Annotated in this window: 13 protein-coding genes; 6 read left to right on the forward strand and 7 right to left on the reverse strand. The window is 38.2% G+C overall.

Going from position 1 to position 13,409, the window contains the following annotated elements:
- Position 1: 1 nt before the first annotated feature.
- From ACTBZY_RS17540 to ACTBZY_RS17550, 3 genes are all read right to left on the reverse strand, one after another.
- Positions 2–370, reverse strand: a complete 369-nt coding sequence (locus ACTBZY_RS17540; RefSeq protein WP_463047654.1) for a VanZ family protein — start codon at positions 368–370, stop codon at positions 2–4.
- The gene (locus tag ACTBZY_RS17545; protein WP_463047655.1) at positions 370–1,494 is read right to left on the reverse strand and encodes a hypothetical protein; all 1,125 of its coding nucleotides are present in this window, start codon (positions 1,492–1,494) and stop codon (positions 370–372) included. The genes ACTBZY_RS17540 and ACTBZY_RS17545 overlap by 1 nt, the downstream gene beginning before the upstream one ends.
- An 83-nt stretch (positions 1,495–1,577) precedes the next feature.
- Positions 1,578–2,558 carry an acyl-ACP desaturase gene (locus ACTBZY_RS17550; protein WP_463047656.1) on the reverse strand — a complete coding sequence of 327 codons (981 nt, stop codon included), beginning with the start codon at positions 2,556–2,558 and terminating at the stop codon, positions 1,578–1,580.
- A 190-nt stretch (positions 2,559–2,748) separates the two neighbouring features.
- Between ACTBZY_RS17550 and ACTBZY_RS17555 the strand changes: the two genes are divergently transcribed.
- Complete coding sequence (locus ACTBZY_RS17555; protein WP_463047657.1) at positions 2,749–3,486, forward strand: lysophospholipid acyltransferase family protein; 738 nt, start codon at positions 2,749–2,751, stop codon at positions 3,484–3,486.
- 91 nt (positions 3,487–3,577) lie between these two features.
- Complete coding sequence (aspS, locus tag ACTBZY_RS17560; RefSeq protein WP_463047658.1) at positions 3,578–5,323, forward strand: aspartate--tRNA ligase; 1,746 nt, start codon at positions 3,578–3,580, stop codon at positions 5,321–5,323.
- Between the two features lie 137 nt (positions 5,324–5,460).
- Here the strand turns inward: aspS and ACTBZY_RS17565 are convergent, their stop codons facing one another.
- The 3 genes from ACTBZY_RS17565 to ACTBZY_RS17575 all read right to left on the reverse strand — a co-directional run bounded on the left by ACTBZY_RS17565 (position 5,461) and on the right by ACTBZY_RS17575 (position 9,976).
- A complete protein-coding gene (locus ACTBZY_RS17565; RefSeq protein WP_463047659.1) occupies positions 5,461–6,858 on the reverse strand; it encodes a DUF5689 domain-containing protein in 1,398 nt (465 codons plus the stop codon).
- A gap of 318 nt (positions 6,859–7,176) precedes the next feature.
- The gene (locus ACTBZY_RS17570; RefSeq protein WP_463047660.1) at positions 7,177–8,226 is read right to left on the reverse strand and encodes a c-type cytochrome; all 1,050 of its coding nucleotides are present in this window, start codon (positions 8,224–8,226) and stop codon (positions 7,177–7,179) included.
- Between the two features lie 28 nt (positions 8,227–8,254).
- Positions 8,255–9,976, reverse strand: coding sequence for a DUF7133 domain-containing protein (locus tag ACTBZY_RS17575; protein ID WP_463047661.1), 1,722 nt, complete (start codon positions 9,974–9,976; stop codon positions 8,255–8,257).
- Between the two features lie 198 nt (positions 9,977–10,174).
- On the opposite strand from ACTBZY_RS17575, the gene ACTBZY_RS17580 reads away from it, so the two are divergent.
- Together ACTBZY_RS17580 and ACTBZY_RS17585 are read left to right on the forward strand one after the other, a co-directional pair.
- A complete protein-coding gene (locus ACTBZY_RS17580; protein WP_463047662.1) occupies positions 10,175–10,933 on the forward strand; it encodes an alpha/beta fold hydrolase in 759 nt (252 codons plus the stop codon).
- On the forward strand, positions 10,930–11,352 hold the full coding sequence (locus ACTBZY_RS17585; RefSeq protein ID WP_463047663.1) for a secondary thiamine-phosphate synthase enzyme YjbQ: 423 nt from the start codon (positions 10,930–10,932) through the stop codon (positions 11,350–11,352). Before ACTBZY_RS17580 ends, ACTBZY_RS17585 begins: the two co-directional genes overlap by 4 nt.
- A gap of 52 nt (positions 11,353–11,404) precedes the next feature.
- Here the strand turns inward: ACTBZY_RS17585 and mdh are convergent, their stop codons facing one another.
- Positions 11,405–12,343, reverse strand: coding sequence for a malate dehydrogenase (mdh, locus tag ACTBZY_RS17590; RefSeq protein ID WP_463047664.1), 939 nt, complete (start codon positions 12,341–12,343; stop codon positions 11,405–11,407).
- A 209-nt stretch (positions 12,344–12,552) separates the two neighbouring features.
- On the opposite strand from mdh, the gene ACTBZY_RS17595 reads away from it, so the two are divergent.
- Both ACTBZY_RS17595 and ACTBZY_RS17600 read left to right on the forward strand, forming a co-directional pair.
- Positions 12,553–12,987 (forward strand): YkvA family protein, encoded by a 435-nt coding sequence (locus ACTBZY_RS17595; protein WP_463047665.1) that lies wholly within the window; start codon positions 12,553–12,555, stop codon positions 12,985–12,987.
- A 70-nt stretch (positions 12,988–13,057) separates the two neighbouring features.
- Positions 13,058–13,258: a Sec-independent protein translocase subunit TatA/TatB gene (locus ACTBZY_RS17600; protein WP_463047666.1), complete on the forward strand. Its 201-nt coding sequence runs from the start codon at positions 13,058–13,060 to the stop codon at positions 13,256–13,258.
- Positions 13,259–13,409 lie beyond the last annotated feature (151 nt).

Raw genomic sequence — 13,409 nt, forward strand, 5'->3', positions numbered from 1 at the left:
CCTAGCTCCCTTTTTTTATGTCCAATATTTTATGCAATAAAAAATATAATAGTGCTCCAATTACAACGCCAAAAGCATCTGCTCTGGCGTCTAAAAGATCGTATGACCTGTGGAAGGTTTCTGGTAAAGCACCCTGAATAAACTCAATGACCAATCCAAAAAAAGCAGAGAGTAGTATAACCAAAACATAACGTTCATACACCCATAGCCACAAAAAAGAGATGCCAGCAAATGCCAAAAAGTGGGCCAGCTTGTCGTCCACATCTCCCCCTGGTAGATCCTCACTAGGTAAAACACAAAGAAAAAGAATTAACAAAGTGTAAAGGAGTGCCAAATAGGGCTTATTCAAAAATCCGAAAAATCTATTCATTACTTTATCGCTATATAATTTTCACCGTCAGAGAATAATTCAATACTATAAAATCCAGCCTTATTTGTAAGGGTATTTCGCATTTCACTCCCTTCAAAAAATGACGATGTAAAAGTAATAATACCGCTACCTATATTCACAATTTTCCAAGTTTTACCTACCCTACTGCTCGCCAATGGAAGCGTGTAAGTCGCGTTTCCGCCTTTATGAATGTATAAGAAAGTTCCAGCAGAAAGCGTGGTATCAGACGTCACTTGAACAAAACTTTCATTTAAAGACTGTAAGGACTTAGAATGTACCACACCAGCACCGTTAATACTGAGTAAAGCAATATCACTCCTAGCAGTATCTGCCTTAAGTCCTGAGAGACTAATAGGATCCAAAGTGTCTGCCACCACACTTAATGCAGTCGTTGGCATATCCGTACCAATCCCCACTTTACCACCAAAATAATTATTCAGCACTTTCGGTTTCATATAAATACCCCACCCTTTCTCTATCATACCTACATTAACCCCTCTAAAGTCTTCCATTCTGACCGCATAGAAATTAGAGATACTTGCCAAATTTCCTGGTGTATTAGCGGTAAAGAAACGAAGATTTAAAAGGTCATACTGATCATTAGAATAAGCTCTACCATTGTTTCCAAACGATCCAGAAAGTCTTAGCGTGGCCGCCCTCGCCATAGCTCCACCGTCTCTGAAACCATAAGCTTCACGAAAGCCTCTGAAGTAATTAAACTCAGAAGTACTGTTATGCACATCGGTATTTGCCACAGACTCATGGAAGTTTGCATAATTATTTGCTACTAAAGCAGCATGATTTCCACCTGTAGCAAGAACTAAACCTACGCGTGTACTATCGCCATCTTCATTAAAGTAATCATCAGGCTCATTTAAAGATATAAAAGCACCTCTGTTATTTGTGCTGTCATATTTCACCACCACACCAAACTTATTATTGGCTGGGTTTTTATAATAATCCGAAACAAGGACAGAGCCACTTCTCCAAACCGTATCGGTCACATTAGCATTTGGTGTAGGACTATCCACCTTATTCCAATTTTGACTAAAAGACTTTAAACCTGTTAGTACTAATAGAGCTACAAAGAATAATTTGTTCATAGTGGTAATTTAGTATGTAAATATAAGGCATAAAAAAAGTAGCGTCGTTAAACGCTACTTTCAAAATAATCTCTAAACAATGCTTATCTGCTTATCCAGCTAAACTCGTACTCTAGTTCAGGTACTTTACTTCTTTCCGCCAAACGTCTTAACCTAACTGGCAGCTTAACTATATAGTCTCTAGCTCTCTCAGCTTGCTCAGAGATATTGGTAATATTCTCAATTTTCCAGTCCTCTATCAAACCTTCCATAATCTCAATATAGTCCATTGTAGTATAAACGCCTAAACGCTGAGCCGCATCAGAAAAGTGAGCAAAAGTGTCTCCCATTTTCACACCAGATTCTCTAAGAAAATGAGCAGGCATAACTATTTTCTTACGCATCATATCTTCAAAAGCAATCATCATTTCTGATGGGTCAATTTCAAATATTTTTCCAACAAAAGATTTATAAGCTCTATAATGACGCAACTCATCCGCGGCTATTACACCACACATTTTAGAAAGTGTCTTGTTGCCATATTGCTTAGAAAGAGAGGCTGTTCTTCTATGAGAAATATTGGTTGCTAATTCCTGAAAAGATGTATAAATAAAGTTCTTATAAGGGTCTGCACCCGTGCCAATATCATAACCATCGGCTATCAAATACTGCGTTGAGGTTTCCATTTGTTTCATGTTCACCCTTCCAGAGAGATACAAATACTTATTTAGCAAATCTCCGTGTCTATTCTCTTCGGCAGTCCACCATCTCACCCATTTGGCCCAGCCCTGAGGGTCGTTTACAGAATCTACTCCGTCTAAACCCATAAGCCACGCTTCATATGTAGGTAAGGCTTCTTCTGTGATGGTATCTCCTATTAGAACAGCCATGTAATCATACGGGAGCTCTTTGCATTCTTCTTGTAAAAGTTTGATATCTGTCAAAAAGTCCTCCGAGTCAGATTCTGGTAAAAAATCTGAAGGTTGCCAGTTTGAATCAATAGGCTTCAGAAATTGACCAATAATATCGTCCATTTTCTGACCTATAAAATTCATTACTTCAATACGTGAAGCAGGTAATTTCATAAATTTTGTCTTTTGTTATATAATTAACATTAATAAGTTAATGAAAATTCTTCAAATGATTGTTATAGCCCTAAAAAAAGCTTTAAACAGCTATATCCAATTATCATACAAAGATACGTAATAATAGATGAGTCGTATCATGATATAAATCAGGTCAAAGAATTATCTTTGCTTTCAATTCTAAATGTCTATGAAAAAAGTACTGGATTACATTTTGAGCGTTGTTTACATGGCCTATTTCGCCATAATACTCATTATTTTCCATGGCATACAATGGTTCTGTTTCAACGTTTTTGGAGCTAAAGCTCATCAAAAATCGGTTAACTGGCTTAACTTCTTTATTGTAAAGGGTTGGTTTTTAACGGGCTCCATAGCTAAAGCACACAAAAGCCATCCGCTACCTACAGATAGACCTATCATTTTCATTGCTAATCATCAAAGCATGTTTGACATTCCTGGAATTATTTGGTTTTGGCGTCAGCATACTCCACTTTTTGTTTCCAAAAAAGAATTGGCCAAAGGTATTCCAAGCATTTCCTATAATTTAAGGGTGGGTAAAGCCGCTTTAATCGACCGTAAAGATGGCAAAAGAGCAGTTATTGAAATTGCGAAGCTGGGTAAATATATACATGAAAATAATTTATCTGCGGCTATTTTCCCAGAAGGTACTCGCTCCAAAACTGGCAAGCCCAAAGATTTTCAAGTTGGCGGTGTGGCCGTTTTATTGAAAAGATGCCCAAACGCCTTAGTTGTTCCGATAGCGGTAAAAGGTACAGGAGTTTTCAACCCCACAGGTGTATTTCCTCTAACTTCCTTTACCCCTATTTCATATACGTCTTTAAGGCCTATTGAACCTGATGGACTTACGGCCGAAGAAATATTGGCAGATGCCAAAAGCCAAATAGAAATGAGTCTTCTATCCTCTTAAATAAGATTACAATTTTACAATTTGTATAAAATTGATAGTCCCTCTATGCTCAATTCCTTAATTTTGCAACCCTAAATTTTATATCAGACTAATGTTAAGAACGCATACTTGTGGTGAGTTAAGAATCTCAAATGTCAACGAAAAAGTTACGCTTTGTGGCTGGGTACAAAAAACCAGAGATAAAGGTGGCATGATGTGGGTAGATTTAAGAGACAGATACGGCATTACACAACTTATAGTGGAGGAAGGTGTAACCCCTCAAACCATTTTAGATAGTATCCGCGGTGTAGGAAGAGAGTATGTTTTACAAATAACAGGATCGGTAAAGGAGAGAGAGTCTAAAAACGACAATATCCCTACAGGCGATATTGAACTGTTGGTAGAAGACTTCAAGGTTTTAAACCCTGCTAAACTTCCTCCATTTTTAATTGAAGACAAGACTGACGGCGGTGACGAGCTAAGAATGAAATACCGTTACCTAGATTTAAGAAGAAATCCGGTAAGAGAAAAACTTAGACTGCGTCATAAAATAGGAAGTGCTACACGTAGTTTCCTCGACAATAAAGACTTTATAGAGGTGGAAACGCCTGTTTTAATAAAATCAACGCCTGAGGGTGCTCGCGATTTTGTGGTACCAAGTAGAATGAACCAAGGCGAGTTTTACGCTTTGCCACAGTCTCCTCAAACCTTCAAACAGCTTCTGATGGTTTCGGGCTTTGACCGTTACTATCAAATAGTTAAATGTTTTAGAGACGAAGACTTAAGAGCCGACAGGCAGCCTGAGTTTACACAAATAGACTGCGAAATGTCTTTTGTGGAGCAAGAAGATATCTTGAATATGTTCGAAGGTTTGATTCGTCACCTTTTCAAAATAGTTAAGGATATAGATTTGGCAGAAGTGCCACGCATGGATTATGCAGACGCCATGAAATACTATGGTTCGGATAAACCAGATACGCGTTTTGAAATGAAGTTTGTAGAACTAAACGACCTCGTTCAAAACAAAGGTTTCGGAATTTTCGATGCCGCTGAATTAGTAGTTGGAATTAATGCAGCAGGATGTGCAGAATATACCAGAAAGGAGATTGACCAATTAACGGAGTGGGTAAAAAGACCTCAAGTAGGTGCTAAAGGTTTAGTTTACTTAAAATATAATGCAGACGGTACTATGAAATCTTCTGCAGATAAATTCTATTCTGAGGACGACAAGAAAGCCATTTTAGAGAAATTTGACGCCAAACCTGGTGATATGATTTTAATGCTTTCTGGAGACACTAATACCGTAAGAAAGCAATTGAACGATCTTCGTTTAGAAATGGGTGAAAGACTGGGACTACGCGACCCTAGTAAATTCTCTGTACTATGGGTTTTAGATTTCCCATTATTGGAATTTGATGAGGAGTCTAACAGATGGCATGCCATGCACCATCCGTTTACCAGTCCAAAACCTGAGGACATGGATTTAATAAACTCTGACCCTGGTGCTGTACGTGCTAATGCATATGACATGGTTATAAACGGCACAGAAGTAGGTGGTGGTTCAGTTAGAATATTTGAGAAACCACTTCAGCAAAGGATGTTTGACCTGCTAGGTTTCACTCCAGAGGAAGCAGAAAACCAATTTGGTTTCTTAATGAGTGCCTTTGAATACGGAGCACCTCCACATGCTGGAATAGCCTTTGGTTTTGACAGACTTTGTTCGCTTTTCGGCGGTGTAGATTCTATCAGAGATTTCATAGCGTTCCCTAAAAATAATAGCGGTAGAGACGTCATGATTGATTCTCCGTCGGCAATTTCAGAAATTCAGCTAAAAGAACTAGCTATTTCAGTAAAGTAAAAAAGGACTAAGACATAAGCCTAACACAAGCTTTGAAATTTCATATCTTTTGCAGGCAGGAGTCCAAGCAAAAAGAGGCTATCCCATAACTTTGGAGATAGCCTCTTTCTCTGTCGAATAACGCACTCAACAGTTCTTTACAGTATAATGTCGCTCTGAATATCCTGCGGAAGAATATGGCCATTGTCACCAACAATTCCAATGATGGACACGGTACCTTCCGGTAGTTTTACATTATTAAAGGAAGCCCCCGCATGTGTGGTAACTATGCCATTAACAGAACCTGATGTAATGGCCTGATTTCCAGCAAAAGTTCTGACCCCATTGCCTAACGGAAATTTAACATTATTTATCCGTACACGTCTTCCTTCAAATGCTCCAGTTTTTAATTGTTCTAGGGTAATTACTTCAGGAGCTACAAATTGATTTTCAGCCTGCTTTTTACCCAGTATACCAAGAACATCTTTAAAAGCTTTCTGTCCGTTTATTATTAATCCAGTACTACCTTTTAAATTGACTCTTACTTTATCACCTAAAACTAACTTTTGTGGAGTAGAAAACTGAAAGAGTACGCCACCAGTACCGTCTTGAATATAATATGATTTATTATTAAAGGTATTTCCTGCTGAAGATACTACACCCTGAATATAATAGTCATCTGAAACCCACCACTCCTCTTCATGGGTGGAAAAGCTTGACCTTAAATCTGAAACTAATCCAAATGTAGCGGGCTGAAAATCTCCATCAAAAATTTTCACAACAGTCTCAGAAAGAATACCTTTTTCCAAGTCGCTTACTGCATTTATATTAAATCTAATTTCCTTGGTGCCTACCGCAACTTTGCCTACCATTGGAATTATTTTGAACGAAATTTTATTAACACCTGGGTCAATAACAAGACTTAGTTCGTTTAAAACAGCAGCCGGTGATGTTAAAAAATGCTTCCCGTACTTAAAATCCTCTGAGTTAACAATCGCTATAGACATTTGCTCCGTTTTACTGGTTTTATGAACCAGATCCAATTCGAGATCAACACCCTCAGACTGGTTATCGAATAGCTGAGTCTCGGCTCTTTCGAAATTGACCTGATTTTTGGTCGTAACAGCATGATGTATCTTCAGATTGGAAACTGCGATTTCACCAAGTTTAAATCCAGTACTCGGGTTTGAAAGTTCTAAGTGTATACTCTTAGTAGATTCATGGTTTTTAAGTCGAACAATCTTCATTTCTGCGGTTTTGGTACCAGAAAGTAATTCAATCTTCATAAATCCATCAATCATAGCAGGAATGGTAATAAAATCTTCCTCATAAACAACATCGCCCCTTAAGGAAACATAAATGCTCCCATGATTAGCAGCCACCTGACTAATATGAACCGAAACAGAAATAGAATCATTGCTAGACTGGAGGCTTTCACCCAGGAAGCTGACTTCTAAAGGTTCCTGATGTTCATTCCCTGGACTTAATTCACTTTTTGAACATTGGGTTAATAAACCGACTAATAACAATGCATAGCTTAAATAAGTAATTTTCATAATTCAATTTTAAAATATAAAATGAGATAATTTTGACAGATTTAACGTCAGTTTTTTTCTCAAATTATTTATCCAAAAATTGTTTTATTTTATGGCAAAATTTAAGCTGTATACACTTATAGTTAGAATTTTACATTGATTGCTAAAGAGAAATATTAAAGAATTACGAAACCTTATTGAAATAAGAAACCCGCATGGCGGAATATATTTACTGCAAGTAGCTTTAAACCACATTCTTTGACTTCAAAATATGGATAATCCAGTGCATTAATACATCCTACCACTTCTAAGGACCTAAACAATCTGAGAATGATTTCCTTACACCCTCCTCTTCCCAAATAGCCTCATTTCGCTCATAGCCCAAGTACCTTTTTCATCGCTACCTATTTGTCTCATTCTTAAAAACTTCCCTTCAGATTCTTTTAAGCGAATCATGTTTGGGCTGTCAGAGCCTGCTCCTTTGAATACTTCTGTCCATTTTTTACCGTCTTTAGAAGTCTCTATCACTAATTGCCGGGGATGTGTTTTTATGGAAGGAAGGCGTTCTTCCCTAGTCCCTTGACGAATACTTTGGGAACTAAATTGTACTTCAGACAGAAAAACAACTTCTGGAAATTCAATTTGAAACCACATATCTGGCTTTTGCGAAACGCCCGTAGACCAACCTTCAAAAGTCAAAGCACCCACTGGTTTGCCGGTTCCTCCTTTACGCACTTCCACGGCATGGCTCGCAGTTACTTTCCAATCGGAATCCAACTTAAGTTCCGCTGGAACAGATGCTTTTAGGGCCGCATATTGATAAGCACTCTTCTGACTCGCTGTAGTTTTTCTAACCTTAGCTACATCTTCCGTAGTAACTAGCGAAGCATTATTGTCAAAAGAGAAACGAATAAAAGAAGCTACTGAAGCCACCCATTCATCTGAATTTTCTGCCATTGGCACCATAATGACACCTTCGTAAGATTTGTTTTCTATCTCTCCTGTTAATCCTCTAAGTATAGTTTTGACCACATAGTCTGAGTGACCTTTTAAATTAGGGTTACTTACAAAAGAGGGTGCCATAAGGCCATCACCCACCGGTGTTCCACGTCCTTCCGACCCATGACATTGTGAACATAACTCTTTATATATTTTTTGACCTTGGCCTATCCTTACTTTCTCTTCGTCCGAATGATTGGGATCCTTTTTACCAAAATAAGAGTACTGTGTTTGTGGAGGATTGATAATACTTTCTACCACCAATTCTATTCCTAGAGAGGAATCTGACGATAAAGTTTTTTTAGCCGCTTCCAAAATTCCAGGGATTTCAAAAAGCTTTGCAACCATTAAAGCCCTCATTTTCACCTCCACACTTTCATCATTTGTCATTCTGATATAATCAGCCGCAAAGCTTTTATCACCTTTTTTTATAGAGAGACTCCGACACATAAAGAGCCATATTTCTCATTCTATAATGTGGATCAGCCATCATTTCTCTTACTAGCTCAGGTTTCAAAGCTCCTATACCTTCCAAAACCCACAAAGCATGAAAACGAGGCTCCAACTTAAAACTACTTCTTGCTATATTTTCCAAAGCCGGCACCACAGACTGGTCTTGTCTTAAAACCAAAAGCTGCTGAGCTTTGTCTCTCCACCATCCATTTGGGTGCGACAAGTGTTTCACCAATTCCGCAGAACTTTCATTAAACATTCTAGGTTGCGTTTTGTCACGCTCTATCTCCTCATGTGACAATCTCCAGATTCGTCCTAAACCTATCACTTTGTCCAACTGATACTGTTCTATTTTAGCCCTTAAATAAGAGCCTTTTGGAGTCCATTGTCCTTCTTGAATAATGCCATGATACATATCTGTAATATACATGCTGCCATCTGGTGCGGTCGTCATATCCACTGGTCTAAAGAGCGGGTCTGTAGATCGAATGAATTCAGATTCCTGATTTTGATAAGCATTTTGAAGCTCGCCTAATCCACCTTTTCTAACCTCATTTACTTGCCTTACTATTCTGGCTACTGGCTCGCCATAGAAATACTGACCATATAGGTTTCGGGGTAACCTATCTCCTCTGTAAACATCATTCCCTGCCGCTCCCGTAACTCTATTTAGTGAGCCATCTGGCTGGCGGACAGCTGCCATACCTCCCTGCATATCAGCAATATACACAGGTGACCCATAAGGTATATCAAAGCCGTCCTGCAGACTTATACTTCGCTTCACGTCGTAATCGCCTAAATGAATCGGATACTGAAAATGTGACGGAATGCCACTTGCACCACCCTGAAACCACATCTTGCCGTCGTCGTCATGGGTAACCCCCCATTGTCCATTATTATTTCCTGTGGTTTCTCTAATTACACCATCGGGTGTCCATCTAATTCTAAAAGCATTGACGGTGCTGTAAAGCCAATTATCCATTCCCCAGTACAAAAAAGCCTGCTGATGTTCCACATTTCCAGACCTTCCAAAATTGTCTGTAAAAGCTTCCTTCTTGTCGGCCTTCCCGTCACCGTCTGTGTCCGTGAATTTATAAATCACATCTTGATTGGATTCCATGGTTAGCACAGCATCAGGCCCAAAAGGCAACACAAAACGTGGAAAAACAAGTTTATCAACAAACATACCGCCTGTTTCATAAACGCCATCGTTGTCTTTGTCTTCCCATCTAGATATACCGCTAGTTGGTTCCAGCGTACCTTCTGAATCTGCTGTCAGCATGTAGCTTCGCAATTCTAAAACATACATTCTCCCGTTACCGTCAAAAGAGATAGCTCCAGGTTGTTCTATTTGAGGTTCTGTTAAAACCGGGGTCATTTTATAACCATCCATTAAAATAAATCGCGACTGCTCTTCGGCTACACTTAATGGTAAGACCGGTGGCTGCGGAGTCAAATTGACACCTTTCCAATATAGACTTGTGGTATCTACCTCATTAGGCAGCTCAACAATGAGGTAACCCTCTGCAGTAAACTTGGGTTGGTCTGAAAGCTCTAATTGGTCTGTGACTTTGTCTAAACCTCCAAAAGTGGAGGAAGAAGGCTTCTTACAATCTGTTAATAATCCAGCGGCAAGCAATGCCATCCATATGCCCAGTTTGGGCAATTTTTCATTTTTAAACTTCATTTGTTAAGGCTCAATAGGTTTGAATGACAACAATTTAGGAGTAAAACTCTGAAAACATCAAACGCTAAATGATATGAGTAGTCCAATTCGCCATTTTAAGGGTTAAAGATTGTGTTTAATTCAAATCCCACGAGCTTTATCTGGCACAATATTCAATGAAGAACTAAATTGCACCCTTTAGCTAGTCAACAATATTTTATGAAACTATTTTTTAGAAAATTAGGCGAGGGCAAACCTCTTATAATTCTTCATGGCTTTTTAGGATCTTCTGATAATCTTTTCACAGTTAGCAAGGTATTGGCAGAAAACAACCTTTCTGTGTATATCTTAGATGCCAGAAATCATGGCCAGTCTCCCTCTTCTGATATACATACTTACGACGCCATGGCGGATGACCTAGCGGAGTTTATAACTTCCGAGAGCATAGAAAATCCTATCATTTTGGGCCATTCTATGGGCGGAAAAACAGCATTAAGTTATGCTCAAAAATATGATAATTATGAGAAGTTAATTATTGTTGACATTGGCCCTAAGTCTTACCCCACCCATCACGATCTTATCATGGAAGGTTTAAATGCCATTCCAATTGAAAGCTTAAATAGCAGAAAAGAAGCGGAGGAGATTTTTTCGAAATACGTAACCGACCCAGGTGAAAGACAATTTATTCTAAAAAACATTTATAGAACAGATGACGGTTTTGCGTGGAGAATAAACGTTTCTATTTTAAGCAAAGAGGTTGACAACGTAGGAGAAGAAATAATGCCAGATAGAAAAATCTTAAAGCCGGTTCTTTTCATCAAAGGGTCAGAATCTAACTATATCAAAGATGGAGACATTGAAAAAATTAGAGAGACATACGTCAATGCCGAAATGATAGAGATAGCGGGTGCCAACCATTGGGTGCATGCCACTAAGCCAAAAGAGTTTATTGAAACTGTTCTTAATTTCTCTAAATGAAAACATTTCAAAAAGAAATAACATTGAAACCCCATAGCAGGGGTTTTCATTTAATTACAGATTCCATCGTAAGAGGCATCCCAGAAATAAAGGAAATTGACGCAGGTATTCTTCAAGTTTTCATAAAGCATACATCTGCATCTTTGACATTAAACGAAAATTGGGATCCTTCTGTGAGAAGGGATTTTGAAAGACATATAAATGTCATGGTTCCAGAGAATGCCCCCTATTACGAGCATAATTACGAAGGAGCCGACGACATGCCTGCACACATAAAAGCTTCTTTATTGGGCAACTCTGTACAAATCCCCATTACCAAAGGCCGTTTAAATACAGGTACTTGGCAGGGTATTTATCTCTGCGAACACCGAAACGCCGATTCTGGAAGAAGTTTGGTATTGACGGCTTGGGGTATATAAAAAGCACGAACCCTTTCGGATTCGTGCTTTAACGTAAATTCAAGAAGGAAACTTAAAGACCTTTAAGGGCTTCGTTCATATTTCTTACGGCATCCGCAGAAGCTTCAAAAGCAGCTTTCTCTTCGTTGCTTAATCTTACATTGATGATTTTTTGCCATCCACCTTTTCCTATTACTACTGGCACACCTATACAAATATCTTTCTGACCGTACTCACCATTTAGGTAAACACAAGAAGGTATAATTCTTTGCTCATCTCTTACAATAGCTTCTACCACTTGACAAATAGCAGCTCCTGGAGCGTACCAAGCAGAAGTACCTAAAAGACCTGTTAGAGTAGCTCCACCAACTTTCGTTTTAGCAGCTACCTCGGCTAAATCATCAGAGTTGATAAATCTACTAACTGGAAGACCATTCCAAGTAGCCAAACGGGTTAAAGGAATCATAGTGGCATCTCCATGACCACCGATTACCATACCGTTGATATCGTTGGTTGAAGTATTCATTGCTTCGCCCAATCTGTAACGAAAACGAGCCGAATCAAGAGCTCCGCCCATTCCGATAACACGTTTTTTGTTGATACCCATTTCTTGAGCTATTTGATACGTCAAATAAGTCATGGTATCCATCGGGTTAGAAACGATAAGAATGACCGCTTTTGGAGATACTTCCAAGGCATTGGTAACCACCGTTTTTACAATACCCGCATTTATTCCAATTAAATCCTCACGGCTCATACCTGGTTTTCTAGGAATACCAGAAGTTACCACAATGACATCAGATTTAGCAGTCTTGCCGTAATCATTTGTAGATCCAACGATAGTACTGTCAAACCCTTCAATAGAAGCCGTTTGCATTAAGTCCATAGCCTTACCTTCCGCTATGCCCTCTTTAATATCCAATAATACTACCTCGTCAGCTACTTCTCTGCGAGCAATCACATCAGCGGCCGTTGAACCTACTGCACCAGCACCTATAACAGTTACTTTCATTATCTTTTTGTATTTTCTTAGCAATTCCCGTTACATGGAGAACCACAGGATTATAATATTAATCTCAACTGGGTTAGTCCCTAATTGTTTGACAAAAATATTGCTCGAAAGGCCTTAAACCAAAACTATCTGAGCTATTTTTGAGAAAAATGATGTAAAAAGTAATTTTTTTTAAGATACCGTTGTTTTAGTATCAAAAAGCATTCTTAATGAGTTCTAATCAAAATACAGAAGACTTAATTTCCAGGGTTCTAAATTCTATTTTCTTCAAGAGTTCTCTTGGAAAAGCCAATAGGATTTCCAAAAACTCTAAAAGCCTTTTGGCCTTGTTAAAAAATGCACTTAACAAGTCTAAGAATTTAGGTGTGGGTGGTGTATTCGATTCTATACGGACCAAACTAGTAACCATTGGTAGTTTACTGAAAGCTTATGCATCTGGAGAATATCGTGATATAGAATTAAAGAATTTGGTCATCATGATTGCTAGCCTTGTCTATTTTATTTCTCCTATTGACCTATTGCCTGATTTCTTACCCTTTTTAGGTTATGCTGATGACATTGCCTTACTTACATTTGTTTTAGGAAACATGGGGGAAGAGCTAGAAAAGTTTGATCTTTGGTTAATTAACAAAAATATCAACTGATTAAAGCGTAGTTTCCTGTTCCTTACATATCTTTTACTTATCTTTGTTTAATTATATATCTGAAAATATCATGGAATTAGCTACATTATTATTCTTGGGAAATTTAGGTGGAACGGAAATTTTCGTTATCGTCTTTGTAATATTATTATTTTTTGGTGCTAAGAAATTACCTGAATTAGCCAAAGGCTTAGGTAAAGGAATCAAAGAATTTAAAGACGCCACTAAGGATGTTAAAGAAAACATCGAAAAAGCAACGAAGGGAGAAGATTGATACTTTCATTTTCTTCATTTGAGTAAAATGCAACAGCACATTTAGGGTGCTGTTGCATTTTGTTTTGTGGCTTTCTCAGAAAGCTTTTTCAATAAAAAAACAAAAACAGCTTAGAAGTTTGACTAAACATCTATTCATAGACGTTAAAAGT

Source organism: Arcticibacterium sp., assembly GCF_055134445.1.

Excerpts from the sequence above, each read along its gene's own strand:
- ACTBZY_RS17545 (WP_463047655.1), bottom strand. The coding sequence starts at position 1,494 with ATGAACAAATTATTCTTTGTAGCTCTATTAGTACTAACAGGTTTAAAG.
- ACTBZY_RS17570 (WP_463047660.1), bottom strand. The coding sequence starts at position 8,226 with ATGACAAATGATGAAAGTGTGGAGGTGAAAATGAGGGCTTTAATGGTT.
- ACTBZY_RS17540 (WP_463047654.1), bottom strand. The coding sequence starts at position 370 with ATGAATAGATTTTTCGGATTTTTGAATAAGCCCTATTTGGCACTCCTT.
- mdh (WP_463047664.1), bottom strand. The coding sequence starts at position 12,343 with ATGAAAGTAACTGTTATAGGTGCTGGTGCAGTAGGTTCAACGGCCGCT.
- ACTBZY_RS17595 (WP_463047665.1), top strand. The coding sequence starts at position 12,553 with ATGAGTTCTAATCAAAATACAGAAGACTTAATTTCCAGGGTTCTAAAT.
- ACTBZY_RS17555 (WP_463047657.1), top strand. The coding sequence starts at position 2,749 with ATGAAAAAAGTACTGGATTACATTTTGAGCGTTGTTTACATGGCCTAT.
- ACTBZY_RS17550 (WP_463047656.1), bottom strand. The coding sequence starts at position 2,558 with ATGAAATTACCTGCTTCACGTATTGAAGTAATGAATTTTATAGGTCAG.
- ACTBZY_RS17575 (WP_463047661.1), bottom strand. The coding sequence starts at position 9,976 with ATGAAGTTTAAAAATGAAAAATTGCCCAAACTGGGCATATGGATGGCA.
- ACTBZY_RS17580 (WP_463047662.1), top strand. The coding sequence starts at position 10,175 with ATGAAACTATTTTTTAGAAAATTAGGCGAGGGCAAACCTCTTATAATT.
- ACTBZY_RS17565 (WP_463047659.1), bottom strand. The coding sequence starts at position 6,858 with ATGAAAATTACTTATTTAAGCTATGCATTGTTATTAGTCGGTTTATTA.
- aspS (WP_463047658.1), top strand. The coding sequence starts at position 3,578 with ATGTTAAGAACGCATACTTGTGGTGAGTTAAGAATCTCAAATGTCAAC.
- ACTBZY_RS17585 (WP_463047663.1), top strand. The coding sequence starts at position 10,930 with ATGAAAACATTTCAAAAAGAAATAACATTGAAACCCCATAGCAGGGGT.
- ACTBZY_RS17600 (WP_463047666.1), top strand. The coding sequence starts at position 13,058 with ATGGAATTAGCTACATTATTATTCTTGGGAAATTTAGGTGGAACGGAA.